The 21,837-nt window shown below is 69.2% G+C and carries 10 protein-coding genes and 1 pseudogene; all 11 read right to left on the bottom strand.

The window, feature by feature from the left end; genetic code table 11:
• Position 1: 1 nt before the first annotated feature.
• The 11 genes and pseudogenes from K3U93_RS11410 to K3U93_RS11360 all read right to left on the bottom strand — a co-directional run bounded on the left by K3U93_RS11410 (position 2) and on the right by K3U93_RS11360 (position 21,758).
• On the bottom strand, positions 2 to 6,382 hold the full coding sequence (locus K3U93_RS11410; protein ID WP_083012676.1) for a type I polyketide synthase: 6,381 nt from the start codon (positions 6,380 to 6,382) through the stop codon (positions 2 to 4).
• Positions 6,383 to 6,426: 44 nt separating this feature from the next.
• Positions 6,427 to 7,488, bottom strand: coding sequence for a type III polyketide synthase (locus K3U93_RS11405; protein WP_071511902.1), 1,062 nt, complete (start codon positions 7,486 to 7,488; stop codon positions 6,427 to 6,429).
• Positions 7,489 to 7,593: 105 nt separating this feature from the next.
• Positions 7,594 to 9,015 carry an argininosuccinate lyase gene (gene argH, locus K3U93_RS11400; RefSeq protein WP_083012683.1) on the bottom strand — a complete coding sequence of 474 codons (1,422 nt, stop codon included), beginning with the start codon at positions 9,013 to 9,015 and terminating at the stop codon, positions 7,594 to 7,596.
• Between the two features lie 94 nt (positions 9,016 to 9,109).
• Positions 9,110 to 10,306, bottom strand: coding sequence for an argininosuccinate synthase (locus K3U93_RS11395; protein WP_071511904.1), 1,197 nt, complete (start codon positions 10,304 to 10,306; stop codon positions 9,110 to 9,112).
• Positions 10,307 to 10,319: 13 nt separating this feature from the next.
• Positions 10,320 to 10,814: an arginine repressor gene (locus K3U93_RS11390; protein ID WP_071511905.1), complete on the bottom strand. Its 495-nt coding sequence runs from the start codon at positions 10,812 to 10,814 to the stop codon at positions 10,320 to 10,322.
• Complete coding sequence (gene argF, locus K3U93_RS11385) at positions 10,811 to 11,737, bottom strand: ornithine carbamoyltransferase (RefSeq protein ID WP_071511910.1); 927 nt, start codon at positions 11,735 to 11,737, stop codon at positions 10,811 to 10,813. The genes K3U93_RS11390 and argF overlap by 4 nt, the downstream gene beginning before the upstream one ends.
• On the bottom strand, positions 11,730 to 12,920 hold the full coding sequence (locus K3U93_RS11380) for an acetylornithine transaminase (protein WP_254893630.1): 1,191 nt from the start codon (positions 12,918 to 12,920) through the stop codon (positions 11,730 to 11,732). The genes argF and K3U93_RS11380 overlap by 8 nt, the downstream gene beginning before the upstream one ends.
• Positions 12,921 to 13,014: 94 nt before the next feature.
• Positions 13,015 to 13,902, bottom strand: coding sequence for an acetylglutamate kinase (gene argB, locus K3U93_RS11375; protein WP_071511906.1), 888 nt, complete (start codon positions 13,900 to 13,902; stop codon positions 13,015 to 13,017).
• Positions 13,899 to 15,113: a bifunctional glutamate N-acetyltransferase/amino-acid acetyltransferase ArgJ gene (gene argJ, locus K3U93_RS11370; protein ID WP_071511907.1), complete on the bottom strand. Its 1,215-nt coding sequence runs from the start codon at positions 15,111 to 15,113 to the stop codon at positions 13,899 to 13,901. The genes argB and argJ overlap by 4 nt, the downstream gene beginning before the upstream one ends.
• Positions 15,110 to 16,169: pseudogene (gene argC / locus K3U93_RS11365) on the bottom strand (N-acetyl-gamma-glutamyl-phosphate reductase). The gene argJ and the pseudogene argC overlap by 4 nt, the downstream one beginning before the upstream one ends.
• Positions 16,170 to 16,304: 135 nt before the next feature.
• Positions 16,305 to 21,758 carry a PE family protein gene (locus K3U93_RS11360; protein ID WP_220688611.1) on the bottom strand — a complete coding sequence of 1,818 codons (5,454 nt, stop codon included), beginning with the start codon at positions 21,756 to 21,758 and terminating at the stop codon, positions 16,305 to 16,307.
• Between the last annotated feature and the right edge of the window lie 79 nt (positions 21,759 to 21,837).

Here is a 21,837-nt window from a genome sequence, read left to right as displayed (position 1 = left end):
CTCAGCGGCCGAGTTCTTCGTCGAGGATGGCGAAGAGTTGGCTTTCGGTGGCGGCGTCCAGATCGTCATCGAGGCGTTCGGCGTCCGGATGATAGGTGAGGGTGGTGAGCAGGCTTTGGATGCGGGCGCTCAGCCGCGTTTTCTCCTCGGGGTTCCAGTGGGACCGGTTGAGCAGTGCCTGCAGTTCGCGGGTGATGTCGTCGAACCTGGCCATCGGACTGGACTGGTCTGTGGTGGTGGCGAGTTGGGTGTCGAGGTGTCCGGCGAGGACGGCCGGTGTGGGGTGGTCGAAGATCAGGGTGGGTGAGAGGGTGAGGCCGGTGGCGGTTTTGAGTCGGTTGCGTAGTTCGACGGCGGTGAGTGAGTCGAAGCCCAGCTCTTGGAATGCGCTGTCGGCGTTGATGTCCGCGGGGTTGGGCAGCCCCAGCACGGTGGCGGCGTTGCCGCAGACCAGGTCGACCAACTCGTGCTGCCGCGCCTCGGGACTCAGTCCGTTCAGGCGCGCGGTCAGGCCGGTCGTCGAGGCGGCGATGTCGGTGTCGGTGACGACGCGCCGGGTCGGGCGGGCGGCCAACTCGCGCAATAGCGGGGGCAGCCCAGCCGTGTTGTCGGACAGGGCGGCTCGGTCCACACGGGCGGCCACCACCAAGGGACGGTCGACCAACATGGCAATATCGAAGGACTCCAGCGCCTGCTCGGTCGATATGGGTGCTAGCCCGATGCGGTTCATCCGGGCGCGGTCGGTGTTGCTGAGGTGGCGTGTCATGGTGCTGGTTTGTTCCCAGAGTCCCCAGGCTAGTGATAGTCCGGGGAGTCCGTGTGCGCGTCGGTGGGTGGCTAGGGCGTCGAGGAAGCTGTTGGCGGCCGCGTAGTTGGCTTGGCCCGGGGAGCCCACGATGCCGGCCATCGAGGAAAACATCACGAACGCCGCCAAGTCCAGGTCCTTGGTCAACTCATGCAGATACCAGGCCCCATCGACCTTGGCCCGCAACACCGCATCCACTCGATCTGGGGTCAACGAGGAGATCAGCCCATCGTCGAGCACCCCGGCCGCGTGAATGACGGCGCGCAACGGGTATTGCTCCGGTAGCTGTGCGAGCATTGCGGCGACGGCGTCGCGGTCGGCCACATCGCAGGCCGCCACCGACACGCGGGCTCCGGCCTCCTCCAGTAGGCCCACCAGTTCCGAAACCCCTTGGGCGTCCGCGCCGGCGCGGCTGACCAGCGCGACATGGGCCACCCCGTAGCGGTCGACGAGGTGACGAGCCAGCGCCGAACCGGCCATGCCGGTGCCACCGGTGATCACGACGCTGCCCCCAGCAAGCCCTCCGCCGGATCCACTCAGCGCCCCGCCGGGCCCGTTGGGGATCGTGAGGGCGACCTTGCCGACATGGCGGGCCGAGCTGACGAACCGATACGCCGCCGGCGCGCACCGAACATCAAATGTTGTGAGCGGCAACGGTTGTAAGAGGCCGTCCCGTAACAGTCGGATGATCTCGGCCAGCATCGCCGCGGTGAGATCCGGGCCGGCCTCCATCAGATCAAACGCCCGATACTCCACCCCCGGGTACCGCTCGGCAACGACCCGCTGATCGCGAACGTCGGTCTTGCCCATCTCGATGAAGCGGCCACCGCCCACCAGCAACCGCAACGACGCATCGGTGAATTCGCCGGCCAGCGAGTTCAGCACCACATCAAAGCCTCGGCCGCCGGCCACCGCCCGGAACTTCTCCTCGAACTCGACGGTTCGCGAGTCGCCGATGTGGTCGTGGTCGAAGCCCATGGCGCGCAACGTGTCCCACTTGCCGCGGCTCGCGGTCGCGAAAACCTCCGCGCCCCAATGCCGCGCCAGCTGCACCGCGGCCATCCCGACGCCTCCGGTGGCGGCGTGCACGAGCACCCGCTCGCCGGCGCGCAGCCCCGCCAACTCCGACAGCCCATACAGCGCCGTCAAAAACACCACCGGCACACCCGCGGCCTCGACCAGCGACCACCCCGCCGGCACCCGCACCACCAGCCGCTCGTCCACCACCGCCTCAGAACCGACCACCCCGAGCAATCCCATGACCGCGTCGCCGACGGCTAACCCGGTCACGCTCGGCCCGACCTCGACGACCACCCCAGCGCCCTCGGCCCCCAGCTGACCGCCGCCCGGATACATACCCAACGCCACCAGCACGTCCCGGAAATTCACCCCGACCGCGGCCACCGCCACCCGCACCTGCCCGGCGGCCAGTTCGACCCGCGGGCACGGCCCCAGCGCCAAGTCCTCCAGCGTGCCGCCGCTTCCGGCGTCCAACCGCCATCCGCGGGACGGCAGCGTGAAGACCGACTCCGCTGCTACGGGCGCCAAGCGGGCCGCATAGACCACACCCGCGCGAATCACCAATTGCGGCTCGCCGCAGCCGATTGCGGCTTTGGCATCGACGGAATCATCGGAATCGATCAGCACCACCCGGCCGGGATGCTCAGCCTGCGCCGAACGCACCAATCCCCACACCGCCGCGCCGGCCAGGTCCGACACATGCTCACCGGCAAGCGCAACGGCCCCACGGGTGAGCACCGCCAGCACCCCCGACTCCTCACCGGCCAGCCAGGACTGCAAGGCGGTCAACACCTCGGTGGTGGCCGCATGCACCGAACCCACCACGTCCGGTCCGGCGCTCGGCAGTTCCCACACCGCTGCGCCATCTGTGTCGCCGCTAATTTCGTTGTCGGTCAGCGCTATCCGCGACCATGTCACCTCCAACAAACCCTCGGCGGGGGCCCCGGCCGCCGACAACTGCGTGGCCGACATCGGACGCATCACCAACGACTGCACCGACAACAGCGGTAGCCCCGTCGCGTCGGCCAGCTCCACCGACACCGCCTCGGCGCCGGCCGGCGCCAACCGGACCCGGGCCCGGGAGGCACCGGCCGCGTGCAGCGACACCCCCTGCCAGGAAAACGGCAACACGGTCTGGGCCTGTTCTCCCGCCACCCCTAACGCGTGCAACGCCGCATCCAAGAGCACGGGGTGCATCCCGAAGCCGCCGGCCTGCGCGTCGGCGTCCTGCGGAGTATCGACCTCGGCGAAGATCTCGTCCCCCCGCCGCCACATCGCCCGCAAACCCTGAAACGCGGGACCATACTGGTAACCCCGTTGCGCCAGCCGCTCATAAGCGTCGGCGACGTCCACCGCGGTCGCGCCGACGGGCGGCCACACCGACAGAGCGGTGAGGTCACTGGATGCCGTCACCGTCCGCGCGCTCAGCAGCCCCTGAGCGTGCAGCACCCATTCCGAACCCGACTGGGGACCAAGCGAGTACACCGACACCTCCCGCTGTCCCGACTCGCTCGGGGCGCCGACCAGCACCTGCAGCTGCACGCCCCCGGACGCGGGCAATACCAACGGAGCCGACAATGTCAGCTCCTCGATCGCCCCACACCCGACCTCATCACCGGCACGGATGGCCAACTCCACGAACCCGGTCCCCGGGAACAACACCGTGCCGGCCACGGCGTGACCCGCCAACCACGGCTGGGTGGCCACGGACAACCGGCCCGCCAGGACGACTCCGCCCGAATCGGGCCGCTCCACCACCGCACCCAACAAGCCGTGCTCGGCCCCCGTCAGGCCCAAACTTCCCGCATCCCCCGACCCCACCGATCCGGCCGCCAGCCAAAATCGGCGTCGGACAAACCCATACGTCGGCAGGTCCACCCGATGCCCACCGGCCAGCGCGGGGCGCCAGTCCACCCTCGCACCGGCCACATGCGCCTGCCCTGCCGACAGCCAAAACCGTTGGAGGCCTCCGTCGTCGCGGCCCAATGACGGGATGACGACCGCGTCGTGGCCGGGGTGGCAGTCGCCCAACGTCTCTTCGATGCTCGCGATCAGCACGGCATGGGGGCTGGATTCGATGAAGACGCGATGCCCGGCGCCGCACGCGTTGCGCACGGCCCGCTCGAATTGCACCGTCTGCCGGATGCTTTGGTACCAGTAGTCCGCAGTCAACCCCGCGGTGTCCATGGGCTCGCCGGTCACGGTCGAGAAGAACGCGACCGAGGAGGAACGCGCCCGGATGCCGGCCAGCGCTTCGGCGAGCGGTTCGCGGATCGCGTCGACCTGCGCCGAGTGGGATGCGTAGTCGACGTCGATCCTGCGGGCCCGGACGTTTTGGGCCTCACACCGCCGCATCAGCTCCGCCAGGGCGTCCGCGTCGCCGGCGACCACGACGGACGAAACCCCGTTGACCGCGGCGATGTTCAACCGATCGCCGGACGCGGCCACCAACTCCCGGGCTTGCGGCACGCCGCACGCCACCGACACCATGCCGCCGGCACCCGACAGTCGGACCAGCAGCTGGCTCCGCAGCGCCACCACCCTGGCGGCGTCCTCGAGCGACAGCGCCCCGGCGACGTACGCCGCCGCGATCTCGCCCTGCGAATGCCCGATCACCGCGTCGGGCGTCACGCCCAGCGAGCGCCACAACTCGGCCAGTGACACCATGACCGCCCACAGCGCCGGCTGCACCACGTCCACCCGATCGAGCCCCCGCGCACCCGACGCGGCGCGGACGACGTCGATCAGCGACCACTCCACGTGCTCGCCGAGCGCCTTGTCGCACCGCCGCAGCTGTTCGGCGAAAACCGTTGACGTAGCGAACAACTCGGCGCCCATACCGGCCCATTGCGAGCCTTGGCCGGGAAACACGAACACGGTCTTACCCACCGGTTGCGCCCGCCCGACCACCACGTCCGCGCCCGGCTCACCGGCGGCCAGGCCCGCCAAACCCGCCACCAAGTCGTCACGATCGGCGCCCACCACCACCGCGCGATGCTCGAACAACGACCGCGTCGAAACCAACGACCAGCCCACGTCGAGCACGCGCACGCCGGGATCGGCGGTCACATGAGCGTGCAGCCGCGCCGCCTGGCTCGCCAACGCGTCGGCTGACCGGGCCGACAACACCCACGGCACCACCGCGTCATCGCCCGCCGCTCCGGGGTTTTCCGCCTCCAAAGGGGCCTGTTCCACGATGACGTGCGCGTTGGTGCCGCTGATGCCGAACGACGACACCCCCGCCCGGCGCGGCCGATCCACCGCGGGCCACGGTCGTGGCTCGGTCAGCACCGACACCGCCCCGGCCGACCAATCCACATGCGGCGTCGGCACATCCACGTGCAACGTCTTGGGCATCACCCCATGCCGCAGCGCCTGCACCATCTTGATCACCCCGGCCACCCCCGCGGCGGCCGACGTGTGCCCCATGTTGGATTTGATCGACCCCAACCACAACGGCCGGCCCACCGGCCGGTCCTGCCCATACGTCGCCAACAACGCCTGGGCCTCAATCGGATCCCCCAACGTGGTCCCGGTCCCATGCCCCTCCACCAGATCCACATCGGCGGCGGCCAACCGCGCGTTCGCGAGCGCGGCGTGGATCACCCGCTGCTGCGACGGCCCGTGAGGCGTGGCCAGTCCGTTGGAGGCGCCATCCTGATTCACCGCCGATCCCCGCAGCACCGCCAACACCGGATGCCCCGACCGCCGCGCATCGGCCAACCGCTCCAACACCAGCACCCCGGCGCCTTCTGAAAACCCGGTGCCGTCGGCGGCGCCCGCGTACGCCTTGCATCGACCGTCGGCGGCAAGCGCTCGCTGCCTGCTGAATTCGATGAACATCGCCGGCGTGGCCATGACCGTCACCCCGCCGGCCAGCGCCAGATCACACTCCCCGGACCGCAACGACTGCGCCGCCAAATGCATCGCCACCAGCGACGACGAACACGCCGTATCCACCGACACCGCCGGGCCCTCCAACCCCAACGCATACGCCACCCGACCCGATGCCACGCTCAAGGTGGAACCGCGCAGCCCGTACCTTTCCAGGTCCGCTGGCACCCGTCCTTGACCGCCGTAGGAACCGTGAAACACCCCGGCGAACACACCCGTCGCCGAGCCGCGCAACGCGAGGGGGTCAATCCCGGTCCGCTCCAACGCCTCCCACGACACCTCTAACAGAAATCGCTGCTGGGGATCCATCGCCAGCGCCTCGCTGGGGGCGATCCCGAAGAACGCGGCGTCGAAATCGGCCACCTCGGCCAGAAATCCGCCGCAGCTGGTATACGACTTGCCCGCTGCGTCGGGATCCGGATCGAACAAGCCGGCCAGGTCCCAGCCCCGATCCGCCGGGAACTCCGACACCACGTCGCGGCCGTCGACCACCATCTCCCACAGGCCCTCGGGCGAATCCACCCCGCCCGGATACCGGCAGGCCATCCCCACCACCGCCACCGTGGCCGGCGCCAGGTACTGACGGTTCTCCCGCCTTAGCCGCTCGTTTTCCTTCAACGACTTTCGGAGGGCCTTGACGAGCTCTTCTTGGGTGCCGTTCATGCGCCCGGGCCTCTCGTCTTACTCATCCGCACCGGCACGGCGAATTAATGCCAGCGCAGCAGCACGAGCTCGGAACAGAAACCCGGGCCCATCGCGATCATCAGCCCGGGGCTTTCGCTGGGCGGCGGTTTGGCGATGGTGTCACGCAGCACGTGTAGGACCGACGCCGACGAAAGGTTGCCGATCTCGCCGAGCGAACGCCACGTCAGTTCGAGGGCCTGCGGCGGCAGGTTGAGGCTCGCGTTGATCGCGTCGATGATCTTGGGGCCGCCGGGATGGCTGACCCAGGCGCCGATGTCGGTCGTGGTCAGGCCGTGCGCGGTGAGAAACGTGGTGACGTCCCGCTCGATGTGTTGCTCGACCACCGTCGCCAGGTCCTTCGACAGCACGAGTTCGAACCCGGCGGCGCCGACGTCGTAGCCCATGGTGCGCAGCGAGTCGGGGTAGAGGTGGCTGCGCGAATCGAGGATGCCGGGCCCACCGGCATCAATCCGTTCGCCGCGGCGTTCGCCGACGGCCACCACCGCCGCGGCCCCGTCGGCAAACAGCGCGCTGCCGACCAGGCCGGGCAGCGACGGCTTGTATCCCGGGTAGGTCAGCGAGCAAAGCTCGACCGAGACCAGGGCCGCGACGTCGTCCGGCGCGCCGCGCAGGTAGTCGTGCAGGCGGGCCACCCCCGCCGCCCCGGCAACGCAGCCCAGGCCGAACAGCGGCACCCGTCGCACGTCGTCGCGCAGCCCGAGCCGCCCGGCGATCCGGGCGTCCAGCGACGGGACCGCGAGACCGGTGACGGTCGTCGTGACGAGCACGTCGAGGTCTTTGGGCTGCAGGCCCGCCTCGTCGAGCGCGCCCGAAAGCGCCTCACAGCCGAGATCCACGGCCTTCTCGATGAAGATCCGGTTTGCCACCCCGAAATCGGTGAGCGTGGGATACCGCTCCAGCGGCAGGACCAGATGGCGACTGTTGACCTTGGCGCTGGCGTGCAGCTGCCGGACGATGTCCTCGTAATCGCGGAAATCGGGAATGCTGACGAAAAAGTCGGTGAGCTCTCGCTGAGAATAGCGGTGCGGCGGCACCACGCCGAATACTCCTGCGACGAGGCTCATCGGTCCCACCCCTTGGTGACGAAGATCTCGGCCGAAAGGTTCAACCGAATCGCTTAGATGACGGAAGTTTAGTCCGCCTGCCAACGCCCGGCACAGGATCCCACGTCATCCCCTCTGCCGCCGCAGCCGGTCTTTGAGCTCCGCGCGGCTGGCCAGGACCGCGTCGAGCTGCTCGGCGACCCGATTCGGCGCGGTGCCGCCCCTGGCGTCGCGCGATGACACCGAGCCCTCGATCGTGAGTACGTCGCGGACGCGCGGGGTCAGTTCGGGGCTGATGGCGGCGAGCTCGTCGTCGGTCAGCTCGTCGAGTCCGACGCCGCGGTCCTCGGCGGCGCGCACGGCCGCCCCGGCGGCCTCGTGCGCGGATCGGAATGGGACACCTTGCCGCACAAGCCATTCCGCGATGTCGGTGGCCAGGGTGTAGCCGGCCGGGGCCAGGGCCGCCATCCGCTCGACGTTGAAGGTCAGGCTGGCCACCAGCCCCGCCATCGCCGGCAGCAGCAGCTCCAGCTGGGCCACCGAGTCGAACACCGGCTCCTTGTCTTCCTGCAGGTCACGGTTGTAGGCCAGCGGCTGGGCCTTCAGCGTCGCCAGCAGCCCGGCCAGGTTGCCGATCAGCCGGCCGGCCTTGCCGCGGGCCAGCTCGGCGATGTCGGGGTTCTTCTTCTGCGGCATGATCGAGCTGCCGGTGGACCAGGAATCGTGCAGGGTGACGTAGCCGAATTCCGTCGAGCTCCAGAGAATGATGTCCTCGGCCAGCCGGGACAGGTCGACGGCGATCATGGCGAACACGAACGCAGCCTCGGCGGCGAAATCCCGGGCCGCGGTCGCGTCGACGGAGTTGTCGGCGGCGGCCGTGAAGCCCAGCTCCGCGGCGATCGCGTCGGGGTCCAGACCCAGCGACGAGCCGGCCAGCGCGCCCGAGCCGTACGGGGACACCGCCGCGCGTCTGTCGAAGTCGACGATGCGGTCCACGTCGCGCAGCAGCGGGTGGGCGTGCGCGAGCAGGTGGTGGGCCAGCAGGATCGGCTGGGCCGACTGCAGGTGGGTCTTGCCGGGCATGACGGCGCTCGGGTGCGCCGCGGCCTGGGCGGCCAGGGCCGCGACGACGTCGAGCGCCCCTTTGGCGACGCGGCGTACCGCGTCGCGCAGCCACATCCGGAACAGGGTGGCCACCTGGTCGTTGCGCGACCGCCCGGCCCGTAGGCGCCCGCCCAGCTCGGGCCCGACCCGGTCGATCAGCCCGCGCTCCAGCGCGGCGTGCACGTCCTCGTCGGTCACCAGCGGCGTGAAGCTGCCGTCGGCGACGTCCTGGGCCAGGCTGTCCAGGCCGGCCAAGAGCCCGTCGCGCTGCTGCTCGTCGAGCAGCCCGGCCCGGAACAGGATCACGGTGTGGGCCCGCGACGCGACGATGTCGTAGGGCGCCAGCACCCAGTCGAAGTGGGTGGAGCGGCTCAGCGCCGCCAGCGCCTCGGACGGCCCGTCGGCGAACCGGCCGCCCCACAGTGACCCCTCGTTGGTGGTCACCGGCTTCTCACCGCGGCGCGAGTGTGCACACTTGTACACGAAACGCGGCGTGTCGCAGTACAGACACGCACGCTCGCGGAGGTAGGAGGCACCGTCACCGCAAGTCCCGGCGGGCGGCGATCTTGGACGACAGCCCGTGCACGTAGACGAAGCCCTTCGCCTTGGATTGGTCGAAGCTGTCGCCCTCGTCGTAGGTGGCCAGGTTGAAGTCGTAGAGGGATTCGGCGCTGCGGCGGCCGTTCACGGCGATGTGGCCGCCGTGCAACACCATCCGCACCTCACCGGAGACGTGCTCCTGGGTCGTGGCGACGAAGCTTTCCAGCGCGGCTTTCAGCGGCGAGTACCACAGCCCGTCGTAGACCAGCTCGGCCCAGCGCTGGTCGGTCGTCCGCTTGAACCGGCCCAGCTCGCGTTCGAGGGTGACGTGTTCGAGCTCGGTGTGCGCGGTGATGAGCACCATCGCGCCGGGCGCCTCGTAGATCTCGCGGCTCTTGATGCCCACCAGCCGGTCCTCGACGACGTCGAGGCGGCCGACGCCCTGGGCGCCGGCGCGGCGGTTGAGTTCCTCGATGGCCTCCAGCATTGTGACGGGCTTGCCGTCGATGGACACTGGTACGCCGCGCTCGAACCCGACGATCACCTCGTCGGGCGTGCTCCAGTTCAGGGTGGGGTCCTCGGTGTAGGAGTAGACGTCCTTGGTGGGGGCGTTCCAGAGGTGTTCCAGGAAGCCGGTTTCCACCGCGCGGCCCCACACGTTCTGGTCGATGGAGAACGGCGAGCGCTTGGTGACGTTGATCGGGATGGCGTTCTCCTCGGCGAACGCGATCGCCTTCTCCCGCGTCCAGGCGTAGTCGCGGACCGGCGCCAGCACCTCCAGATCCGGTGCCAGCGAGGCGAATCCGACCTCGAACCGGACCTGGTCGTTGCCCTTGCCGGTGCAGCCGTGCGCGACGATGCCGCCGCCGTGCTCGCGGGCGGCGGCGACCAGGTGCTTGACGATCAGCGGCCGGCTGATCGCCGACACCAGCGGGTAGCGGTCCATGTAGAGCGCGTTGTTCTGGATGGTCGGCAGGCAGTAGCCCTCGGCGAACTCGTCGCGGGCGTCGATGACGACGGCCTCCACGGCGCCGCAGTCCAGGGCCCGCTGGCGGATGACCTCCATGTCCTCGCCGCCCTGGCCGAGGTCGATCGCGACGGCCACGACCTCCCGGCCGGTCTCCTTGCCGATCCAGCTGATCGCCACCGAGGTGTCCAGGCCGCCGGAATACGCCAGGATGACGCGTTCTGACATAGCTCTCCTTAGGTTATTTGAGGCTCTCCAGGGTGCTGGCCAGCTCGGCGCCGGTCATCGGCTCTCGGGCGGCCACGAAGAGGGTGTCGTCACCGGCGATGGTGCCGACGACGTACGGTAGCGCCGCGCGGTCGATGGCGCTGGCCAAATAGTCGGCGGCGCCGGGTGGGGTGCGCAACACCGCCAGGTTCGCGCTGGAGTCCGCGGACACCAGCAGCTCGCCGAGCAGCCGTGACAGCCGCGCGGTGCCGCCGGACACGCCGCGCACCGGGCTGCCGTCCTCGGGAACGATGTAGACCCCGACGCCGCCGTCGGCGCCGCGCAGCTTCACCGCGCCCAGCTCTTCGAGGTCCCGCGACAGCGTGGCCTGGGTGACCTCGACGCCCTCGTCGGCCAGCAGCGCCGCCAGTTCGGTTTGGCTGCGCACCTCCGCCGATGACAGGATCGCCACGATGCGGGCCTGCCGGCCGGCCCGGGTGGTCTCGGGGGTGGCCTTGCTGCGGGTCATCGGGATCGCTCCAGCAGCCACACCAGCAGCGCCTTTTGGGCGTGCAGCCGGTTTTCGGCCTCGTCCCAGACCGCGCTGGCCGGCCCGTCCATCACCTCGTCGGTGATCTCGTCCCCGCGGTGGGCCGGAAGGCAGTGCAGCACAACGGCTTCCGGGTCGGCCAGCGCGACGAGCCGCTCGTTGACCTGGAATGGGCGAAACGGGCCGACGCGGTCCAGGCCGTCGTCTTCCTGTCCCATCGACGTCCAGGTGTCGGTGACGACGACGTCGGAGCCCTTCGCGGCCGCGTCGGCGTCGGCGGTCACGGTGACCGAGGCGCCGGTGGCCTCGGCGCGCCGCCGGGCCGCGGCCACCACCGCCGGGTCGGGCGCGAAGCCGTCGGGGGCGGCGACGGTGACGTGGATGCCGGCGGTGGCCCCGCCGAGCAGCAGCGAGTGGGCCATGTTGTTGGCGCCGTCGCCGAAGTAGGCCAGCCGCAACCCTTTTAGTGACCCCTTGCGTTCGGCGACGGTCTGCAGGTCGGCGAGCACCTGGCAGGGGTGGAACTCGTCGGAGAGCGCGTTGACCACCGGCACCGTCGCGGTCGAGGCCATCGCGTCGAGCCGGTCTTGCCCGAAGGTCCGCCAGACGATGGCGTCGACGTAGCGGGACAGCACGTGCGCGGTGTCCTGCAGGGTCTCGTCGCGGCCCAGCTGGGTGCTGCGGGCGTCGACGACGACGGCGTGCCCGCCCAGCTGCGCGATGCCCAGCTCGAACGAGAACCGGGTGCGGGTGGAGTTCTTGTCGAAGAGGACCGCGACGCCGCGCGGGCCCTCGAGGGGACGACGGCTGAAAGGGTCCTTCTTCAGTTCGGCGGCCAGCGCGAGCACGTCGGCCTGCTCGTCGGGCGACAGGTCGTCGTCGCGCAGGAAGTGTCTAGGCATGTGCGACCCCATCGAGGATGCCGGGCAGGGCGGCGAGGAACCCGTCGATCTGGGCCTCCGTGATGGTCAGCGGCGGCGCCAGCCGGACGACGTCGGGTGCCGCGGCGTTGACCAGGAATCCGGCCTCCCGCGCGGCCGCCTCGGCGTCCTTGGCCCGCGGCGCCGTCAGCACCACGCCCCAGAGCAATCCGCGACCGCGGACGTGGTCGATCAGCGGGTGACCGAGCGTTTCGATCCCGTGGCGCACCGACTTGCCCAGCACCTCGGCGCGCCGGACCAGGTCCTCGGCCGCCAGCACCCGCAACACCGCCAGCGCCGCCGCGGCGCAGATCGGGTTGCCGCCAAAGGTGCTGCCGTGCAGGCCGGGTGTGAGCAGGCTGGCGGCCGGCCCGACGGCCAGGCACGCCCCGATGGGCAGCCCGCCGCCGAGCCCCTTGGCCATGGTCACCACGTCCGGGGTGATGCCGTCGTGCTGGTGGGCGAAAAAGGCGCCGGTGCGGCCCATTCCGGTCTGCACCTCGTCGAGCACCAGCAGGGTGCCGTGGCGCGCGGTGATCTCCCGCGCGGCCGCCAGATAACCCTCGGGCGGGACGACGACGCCGCTTTCGCCCATGATCGGTTCGAGGAAGACCGCGGCGGTCTTGTCATCGACGGCGGCGGCCAGCGCTTGCGTGTCGCCGTACGGCACGTGCGTGACGTGTCCCGGCAGCGGTTCGAACGGCGCCTGCTTGGCCGGCTGACCCGTCAACGCCAGCGAGCCCATCGTCCGGCCGTGGAAGGCCTCTTGCGCGGCAACCAGTTTCGTGCGACCGGTGAGCCGCGACAGCTTGAACGCCACCTCGTTGGCCTCGGTGCCGGAGTTGCAGAAGAACACCCGCGCCGGGGCGTCCGCGCCGAGCAGGGCGACCAGTTCCTCGGCCAGCGCGATGGCGGGTTCGGTGGCGTACAGGTTGGAGGTGTGGCCCAGCGTTGCCATCTGGTGCGTGACGGCCTCGATGATCGCGGGGTGGCGGTGGCCGAGCACGTTGACCGCGATGCCGCCGAGCAGGTCGAGGTAGGTCTTGCCGTCCACGTCGGTGACCACGGCGCCGTCGCCGCTGGCCAGAGCCACCGGAGGGGTGCCGTAGTTGTTCATCATCACGGCTTCCCAGCGCTTTCGCATAGCGTCGGTCTGGCTCACGATCCGCGACACCCCTTCCCGAGTGTCACGCCAGCGTGGCTCTCGGCGCCGACCGCCACGCTGGCGTGACGCTCGGCGACACGAAAGGCACTCTGCGTCATGCCGGCACCACCTTGGTGCCGGTACCCGCGTCGGTGAAAAGCTCCACCAACACACAGTGTTCGACCCGCCCGTCGATCACGTGCGCGCTGGGCACACCCGCGGTGACCGCCCGAAGACAGGCCTCGACTTTGGGAATCATGCCCGCCTCCAGCGTGGGTAGCAGTTGCGCCAGTGTGGCGGTGTCGATTTCGCTGACCAGCGAATCCCGGTGCGGCCAGCTGGTGTAGAGGCCCTCAACATCGGTAAGCATCAACAGCTTTTCGGCTCCCAGGGCCTCGGCCAGCGCCGCCGCGGCGGTGTCGGCGTTGATGTTGTGCACCACACCTTCGGCATCGGGTGCGAGCGTGGATACCACCGGAATGCGGCGCGCCGCAATCAAATCCAGCACCGCGGCGGTGTTGACCTGATCGACGTCTCCGACCAGGCCGATGTCGGTGGCCACGCCGTCGACGGTGACGCTGCGCCGCACGGCGGTGAACAGTTGCGCGTCCTCGCCGGTGATGCCCACGGCGTAGGGCCCATGCGCGTTGATCAGGTTGACCAGTTCGCGGCCCACCTGTCCGAACAACACCATTCGCGCCACGTCGAGCACCTCCGGTGTGGTGACCCGGAAGCCGCCCTTGAAGTCCCCTTCGATGCCGAGACGGCGCAGCATCGCGGTGATCTGTGGTCCGCCGCCGTGCACAACGACGGGGTGGATACCGCAGTTGCGCAGAAACGCCATGTCGGCCGCGAAGGCGTGCCGCAGGGTGTCGTCGGTCATGGCGTTGCCGCCGTATTTGATGACGACGATCTTGCCGTGCAACTGTTTGAGCCACGGCAGGGCTTCGGCGAGCACCCGCGCTTTCGAATCCGTCGACAATGCTTCGGTTTTCATGGTCATGAGCTGTAGGCCGAGTTCTCGTCGACGTAGCCGTGCGACAGGTCGGTGGTCCGGACCGCGGCCCGACAGTCGCCGACGCGGAGGTCGACGACGACGTCGATGTCGGCGCCGGAAAGGTCCACCTCGCGGGCGCCCGGAGCTCCGACCCCGTCGATACACACGGCAAAACCATTGAACGACACACTGATCCGGTCGGGATCTAGCGCGACCGGCGCCATGCCGACGGCGGCGAGCACCCGGCCCCAGTTGGGGTCGGACCCGAACAGCGCCGTCTTGACCAGGCTGTCGCGGGCGATCGCCCGCGCGGCGACCAGGGCGTCGTCGTCGGAGGCGGCTCCGGTCACGGTGACGGTGACGCGCTTGGTGACGCCCTCGGCGTCGGCTTGCAGCTGGGCGCACAGGTCGTCGCAGACGCGCAGCACCGCCTCGTCGAGGTCGGCCTGGGACGGGGTGATCTCGCTGGCTCCCGACGCCAGCAGCAGCACCGTGTCGTTGGTCGAGCAGCTGCCGTCGATGTCGAGCCGGTCGAAGGTGCGGGCGGCGGCGTGGCGCAGCGCCCGGTCGAGCGCGGCGGGTTCGACGGCCGCGTCGGTGGTGAGCACGCAGAGCATGGTGGCCAGCGACGGCGCCAGCATGCCCGCGCCCTTGGCCATCCCGCCGACCGTCCAGTTGTTGGAATGGTGCAGCGCAACCTGTTTGGGCACGGTGTCGGTGGTCATGATGGCGCGGGCGGCTTCGTCGCCGCCGCTTAGGCCGCCGGCCATGTCGTGCACGATGTCCCGCACGCCGGTGAGCACCTGGTCCATCGGCAGCCGGTCACCGATCAAGCCGGTGGAGCAGACCGCGACCTCGATGGCCCCGGTCTCGGTCCCCCAGTCCGACAGCGCCGCCGCCACCGCCTCCGCCGTGGCGTGGGCGTCCTGGAAGCCGCCCGGACCGGTGCAGGCGTTGGCGCCGCCGGAGTTGAGGATCACCGCGCGCAGCCGTCCGGTGCTCAGCACCTGCCGGGTCCACAGCACCGGCGCGGCCTTGACCTTGTTGCGGGTGAACACTCCCGCTGCCGCGTAGTCGGGTCCCTCGTTGAAGACCAGCGCGAGGTCGCGGGCGCCCGATGCCTTGATTCCTGCGGCGATGCCGGCGGCCCGGAATCCGGCCGGGGCGGTGACGCCCTGTGCGCGCACCAACCTTGTGGCGCTGGCTAGTTCGGTCACGGCGCGACCCCGACGATCGAAAGGCCTTCTATCTCCGGCCAATCCAGCGCCAGGTTCATCGACTGCACCGCCGCGCCGGCCGTGCCCTTGACCAGGTTGTCGATCGCGGCGATCGCGACGAAGGTTTCGGCGGCCTCGTCCACCGCGACGGCGATGTGCGCGGCGTTGCTGCCGATCACGGCCCCGGTGCGGGGCAGCTGGCCTTCGGGCATTAGATGGATGAAAGGCTCTGCGTGGTAAGCCTTTTCGTAGGCGGCTCGCAGCTGGGACAGTGGTGATCGGGTGCGCGCGGTGCAGGTGGCCAGGATGCCGCGGGACGTCGGGATGAGCACCGGGGTGAACGACACCGTGACGTCGCGGTCGGTGACGGCCCTGAGGCCCTGGGCGATCTCGGGAATGTGCCGGTGCGCGCCGGCGATGTTGTAGGCCCGCGCCGACCCGATGACCTCCGAGCCGAGCAGGTCGGTTTTGGCCGCGCGGCCGGCGCCGGAGGTGCCGCTGACGGCGACGACGGTGACGGCGGGCTCGATGAGGTCCTCGGCCATCGCCGGCAACAACGCAAGCAGCGCCGCGGTCGGATAACAGCCCGGGACCGCGATGCGGCGTGCACCGCGCAGTCGCTCTCGTCCGCCGGGCAGTTCGGGCAGCCCGTACGGCCAGCTGCCGGCGTGCGGGGATCCGTAGAACCGCTCCCAGGCGGTGGCATCGGTGAGCCGGAAGTCGGCGCCGCAGTCGATGATCAGGGTCTCGGGGGCGAGCCGTTGGGCGAGGGTAGCCGAATGCCCGTGCGGTAGGGCCAGAAACACCACGTCGTGTCCGGTGAGCACGGCAACGTCGGTGGGCTCGACCACGCGCTGGGCCAACGGAATTAGGTGTGGATGATGCTCACCCAACATGCTGCCGGCGCTGGCCGCGGCGGTCACCGCGCCGATCGTGAGCCGGCCTTCGGCACAGGCCGGATGCCCAAGCAGTAGGCGTAGGATTTCACCGCCCGCGTAGCCGGTGGCACCGGCAACCGCCACGCTTAGTACGTCGGCCATTTCGACGATTCTGCATGGTTATGCAATAGTTTGCAAATCCATTCCGCATACCGGTCGAGGCGGCGGCGTGCGCCCAGGAGCGCCGCGCGTCGGTCAAGGCTCCGCTTCGGAAGAGCCCGGCACCTGCTGGCGTCTCCTGGGCACCGCCGGGTTAGGCGGCGACTCCGATGCCCAAGCTGGCATTCAAGGCGGCTTGGAGGGAGAGCTCAAGGTCGGTCAAGGCCGCCTCCAAAGACGTCACGAGGGCACCGCCGGTCTGTTCGAGGCCGGTGGTGACACCCGCAACGCCCGTCGCCAGGGCTTCACCGGCGCCGATCAAGCCCGGGAAGGTAACGCCAAGGCTTCCGGAGAAAGCCCCGCTGAGCGCGGAACCTATCTCGGCCGCGGCGTTCCCCCAGATCGTTGCCAGCGCATTACCCGTCTGCGCCAGACCAGACAGGGTCGCACCCAGGGCACCACCGAGGGCTTCGCCAGTGCTGACGAGGCCGGACAGGCCACCACTCAAGCCCACTGCCAGCGCCTGACCGGTCTGCGCCAGACCAGACAGGGCCGCGTTAAGGCTGCCCGATAGCGCCGCGTTGATCGACACCATCAGGTTGAGGTTCGACAGTGCGGCACCAAGGTTGGCCGCCAGTGACTCTCCGGTCTGGATCAGCCCGTTTAGCCCGGCGCCGAAGGCGTTCGCCAGGTTCGCACCGGCGTTGATCAGACCCGACAGCCCGCCGCTAAAGGCGGCGGACAGCGCCGCTTCCAACGGACCCAGACCCGACAGGGAACCACTCAAACCGGCCGACAGGACCGCGCTCAACGAGCCACCCAGATTCGACAGCGCCGCGCCGAAGTTACCCGCCAGCGACACCCCGGTCTGCAACAACCCATTCAGGCCAGCACCGAAGGTGTTTGCCAGCGCCACACCCGTGTTCAGCAGCCCCGTCAGCCCACCGTTGAGGCCGGCAGTGATGAGCGCGCCCAGCGGGCCCAGACCCGACAGGGAACCACTCAAACCGGCCGACAACGCTGCACTCAGCGAGCCACCCAGGTTGGATAGGGCCGCACCGAAGTTACCCGCCAACGACGCCCCGGTCTGGATCAGCCCGTTGAGGCCGGCGCCGAAGGTGTTCACCAGGGTCCCGCCGGCGTTGATCAGGCCCGACAGGCCGCCGGTAAGACCGGCCTCAAGGGCCACCCCCAACGGACCCAACCCCGCCAACGAACCACTCAAACCGGCCGACAACGCGACACTCAACGACCCGCCCAAATTCGACAGCGCCGCACCGAAGTTGCCCGCCAGCGACTCGCCAGTCTGGATCAGCCCGTTGAGCCCGGCACCCAGCTCACCCGCCAGCGTCGCCCCGGCGTTCGCCAGGCCCGACAACCCACCAGTAAGACCAGCCTCGATCGCTGCCCCCAACGGACCCAACCCCGCCAACGAACCACTGAGGCCGAGCGATAGCGCCGCGCTTAACGAGCCACCCAGGTTGGACAGGGCCGCGCCGAAGTTACCCGCCAGCGACACCCCGGTCTGCAACAACCCGTTCAGGCCGGCACCCAGCTCACCCGCCAGCGTGGCCCCCGTGTTTAGCAGCCCCGTCAGCCCACCGTTGAGGCCGGCAGTGATGAGTGCGCCCAGCGGACCCAGACCCGACAGGGAACCACTCAAACCGGCCGACAGGGCCGCACTCAGCGAGCCACCCAGACCCGACAGCGCCGCGCCGAAGTTACCCGCCAGCGACTCGCCGGTCTGGATCAGCCCGTTAAGCCCGGCACCCAGCTCACCCGCCAGCGTCGCACCAGTGTTGGCCAGGCCCGACAACCCACCGGTAATACCGGCCTCGATCGCCGCGCCCAGCGGGGCCAGACCGGCCAACGAACCACTGAGGCCAAGCGATAGCGCCGCACTCAACGAGCCACCCAGGTTGGATAGGGCCGCACCGAAGTTACCCGCCAACGACGCCCCGGTCTGCAGCAAACCATTCAGCCCGGCACCGAAGGCATTCGCCAGAGTCCCGCCGGCGTTGATCAGACCCGAAAGTCCGCCGGTCAGACCAGCCTCAATCGCCGCACCTAACGGACCCAGACCGGCCAACGAACCACTCAAACCCGCCGACAACGCCAGACTCAGCGAACCACCCAGACCCGACAGCGCCGCACCCAATTCAGCGGCCAACGACTCACCGGTCTGGGCCAATACCGATAACCCAGCACCCAGGTTGCCCGCCAAGGCCTGGCCGACGTTGGCCAGTCCCGTCAGTCCGGCACCCAGGGTGGCCGCCAGTTGTGGCGGTAGCGCGATCAGGCCACTCAGTCCGGTCAGGCTACCGCTGAGGCTGGCCGAGAGGGCGGCACTCAACGATCCACCCAAGGCGGAGAGGGCCGCGCCGAAGTTGCCAGCCAACGACGCCCCGGTCTGGATCAGCCCGTTGAGGCCGGCGCCGAAGGCGTTCGCCAGGCTGGCACCGGCGTTGATCAGACCCGACAGGCCACCGCCAAAGGCGGCGGACAGCGCCGCTTCCAACGGGCCCAGACCCGACAGGGAACCACTCAAACCGGCCGACAGCGCTGCACTCAGCGAGCCACCCAGGTTGGATAGGGCCGCGCCGAAGTTACCCGCCAGCGACACTCCGGTCTGGATCAGCCCGTTGAGGCCGGCGCCGAAGGCGTTCGCCAGGGTCCCGCCGGCGTTGATCAGACCAGTCAAGCCGCCGGTAAGACCGGCCTCAAGGGCCGCTCCTAACGGACCCAACCCCGCCAACGAACCACTCAAACCCGCCGACAACGCGACACTTAGCGAACCACCCAAATTCGACAGCGCCGCACCCAGATTGCCCGCGAAGGACTCGCCAGTCTGGATCAGCCCGTTCAGGCCGGCGCCGAAGGCGTTCGCCAGGGTCCCGCCGGCGTTGATCAGACCAGTCAAGCCGCCGGTAAGACCGGCCTCAAGGGCCGCTCCTAACGGACCCAACCCCGCCAACGAACCACTCAAACCCGCCGACAACGCGACACTTAGCGAGCCACCCAAATTCGACAGCGCCGCGCCGAAGTTACCCGCCAACGACGCCCCGGTCTGGATCAACCCGTTCAGGCCGGCACCCAGCTCACCCGCCAGCGTGGCCCCCGTGTTCAGCAATCCCGTTAACCCACCGCTCAGACCGGCCTCAATAAGCGCCCCCAGCGGACCCAAACCCGACAACGAACCACTCAAGCCAAGCGACAGCGCCGCACTCAACGAGCCACCTAGACCCGACAGCGCCGCACCGAGATTGCCCGCCAACGATTCACCGGTCTGGATCAGCCCGTTCAGGCCCGCGCCCAGCTCACCCGCCAGCGTCGCACCAGTGTTGGCCAGGCCCGACAATCCACCGCTCAGGCCGGCCTCAATGGCCGCCTCCAACGGAGCCAACCCCGCCAGCGAACCACTCAAGCCGGCCGAGATGGCCGCACTCAGCGAGGCACCGAGACCCGAGAACGCGGCGTTAAAGTCGCCCAAGATCGACACCCCGGTCTGCGCCAGCACCGACAGACCGGAGCCCAAGTTGCCCGCCAAGGCCTGACCGACGTTGATCAGTCCAGTCAGTCCGGTACCCAAGCTGGCCGCCAGCGACGCCGGCAACCCGGCGAGCCCGCCCAGACCCGACAGGGAACCACTGAGGCCGGCCGAGATGGCTGCACTTAGCGAGCCACCCAGATTCGACAGGGCGGCCCCCAGGTTGGCCGCCAACGACTCGCCCGTCTGCAACAGCCCATTCAGGCCAGCACCGAAGGTGTTTGCCAGCGCCACACCCGTGTTTAGCAATCCCGTCAGCCCACCGCTCAGACCGGCCTCAATAAGCGCCCCCAGCGGACCCAAACCGGCCAACGAACCACTCAGACCCGCCGACAACGCCAGACTCAGCGAACCACCCAAATTCGACAGCGCCGCACCCAAATTGGCCGCCAACGACTCACCCGTCTGCAACAGCCCATTCAACCCAGCACCAAACTCACCCGCCAGCGTGGCCCCCGTGTTCAGCAATCCCGTCAGCCCACCGCTCAGACCGGCCTCAATAAGCGCCCCCAGCGGACCCAAACCGGCCAACGAACCACTCAAACCAAGCGACAGCGCCAGACTCAGCGAACCACCCAAATTCGACAGCGCCGCACCGAAGTTACCCGCCAACGACACCCCGGTCTGCAGCAGTCCATTCAGCCCCGCGCCGAAGGCGTTCGCAAGGGCCAGACCGGTGTTCGCCAGACCTGACAACCCACCGGTAAGACCGGCCTCAATAAGCGCCCCCAGCGGACCCAAACCGGCCAACGAACCACTCAGACCCGCCGACAACGCCAGACTCAGCGAACCACCCAAATTCGACAGCGCCGCACCCAAATTGGCCGCCAACGACTCACCCGTCTGCAACAGCCCATTCAACCCAGCACCAAACTCACCCGCCAGCGTGGCCCCCGTGTTCAGCAATCCCGTCAGCCCACCGCTCAGACCGGCCTCAATAAGCGCCCCCAGCGGACCCAAACCGGCCAACGAACCGCTCAAACCAAGCGACAGCGCCAGACTCAGCGAACCACCCAAATTCGACAGCGCCGCACCGAGGTTGGCCGCGAAGGACTCGCCGGTCTGCAGCAGTCCGTTCAGGCCGGCACCCAGCTCACCCGCCAGCGTCGTCCCGGTATTCAACAGCCCCGTCAGCCCACCATTGAGACCCGCAGTGATGAGCGCCCCCAGCGGGCCCAACCCGGCCAACGAACCGCTCAGACCGGCCGACAACGCCGCACTCAACGAACCACCCAGGCCCGAGAGGGCCACACCAAAGTTGCCCGCCAACGACACCCCGGTCTGCAGCAGTCCGTTCAGGCCAGCACCCAGCTCACCCGCGAGGGTCGCCCCCGTGTTCAACAGCCCCGTCAGCCCACCATTGAGACCGGCCGCCAACGCGTTACCGGCTTGAACCAGACCCGCCAGGCTGCCATTAAGGCTCGCCGACAACGCTGCCCCCAGCCCGGCGTTCAAGAATGCCGAAAGCTGAGCACCTGCCTGGGCGGCCAACTGCGCACCCAGGCTTGACATGGCGGCTCCGCTATTTTCGAGCGCGAGCCCAACGTTGACGATGGCGTTACCGGTCTGGACTAGCCCACCGCCGACACCCGATAGCAGGGCACCGCCGGCCTGCAGGGCGAGTCCCTCAAGCCCCGTCCCCAGGGCACCGCCGAGCCCGAGGCCAAGCCCGCCGCTGAGGCCGCCGGATAGGGCGCCACTAACTTGGGCGCCCAGCCCAGCAAGCCCACCCCCTACGGTCGCAGCCAGGTTTCCCCCACCCTGGAGCAGCGCGGCACCGTTGGCAATCTCGGCCTCTATATATGCGGCCGCGCCGCCGCTCAATGCGTTGACGAACGCGCTGTGGAACGCTGCAACTTGCGCGTTCAGGACCTGATATTCCTCGCCGAGGGTGCCGAATAGCGCGGCGATCGCGGTCGACACCTCGTCCGCCGCCGCAGGCGCCAAGCTAGTCGTGGGGGCGACTATCGCCTCAGTGACCTGGTCCAGTGCTGAGCGGATACCTGCCAGATCTTGGGCCGCCACTTCGACCAGATCCGGAACTGCGACCACAAAAGACATGTTCATCTCCCCACACAAATGAACGGCATATGCGTATATGAGCCCGAATGACCGAGGCAAAATGAGCGTAATGGCGTGC

Source organism: Mycobacterium malmoense, assembly GCF_019645855.1.
GTDB classification, from domain to species: Bacteria; Actinomycetota; Actinomycetes; order Mycobacteriales; family Mycobacteriaceae; genus Mycobacterium; species Mycobacterium malmoense.
This window is presented reverse-complemented; position numbering and strand designations above follow the sequence as displayed.

Excerpts from the sequence above, each read along its gene's own strand:
- argB (WP_071511906.1), bottom strand. The coding sequence starts at position 13,902 with ATGACCATGAAAACCGAAGCATTGTCGACGGATTCGAAAGCGCGGGTG.
- K3U93_RS11410 (WP_083012676.1), bottom strand. The coding sequence starts at position 6,382 with ATGAACGGCACCCAAGAAGAGCTCGTCAAGGCCCTCCGAAAGTCGTTG.
- K3U93_RS11360 (WP_220688611.1), bottom strand. The coding sequence starts at position 21,758 with ATGTCTTTTGTGGTCGCAGTTCCGGATCTGGTCGAAGTGGCGGCCCAA.
- K3U93_RS11390 (WP_071511905.1), bottom strand. The coding sequence starts at position 10,814 with ATGACCCGCAGCAAGGCCACCCCCGAGACCACCCGGGCCGGCCGGCAG.
- K3U93_RS11405 (WP_071511902.1), bottom strand. The coding sequence starts at position 7,488 with ATGAGCCTCGTCGCAGGAGTATTCGGCGTGGTGCCGCCGCACCGCTAT.
- K3U93_RS11395 (WP_071511904.1), bottom strand. The coding sequence starts at position 10,306 with ATGTCAGAACGCGTCATCCTGGCGTATTCCGGCGGCCTGGACACCTCG.
- argF (WP_071511910.1), bottom strand. The coding sequence starts at position 11,737 with ATGCCTAGACACTTCCTGCGCGACGACGACCTGTCGCCCGACGAGCAG.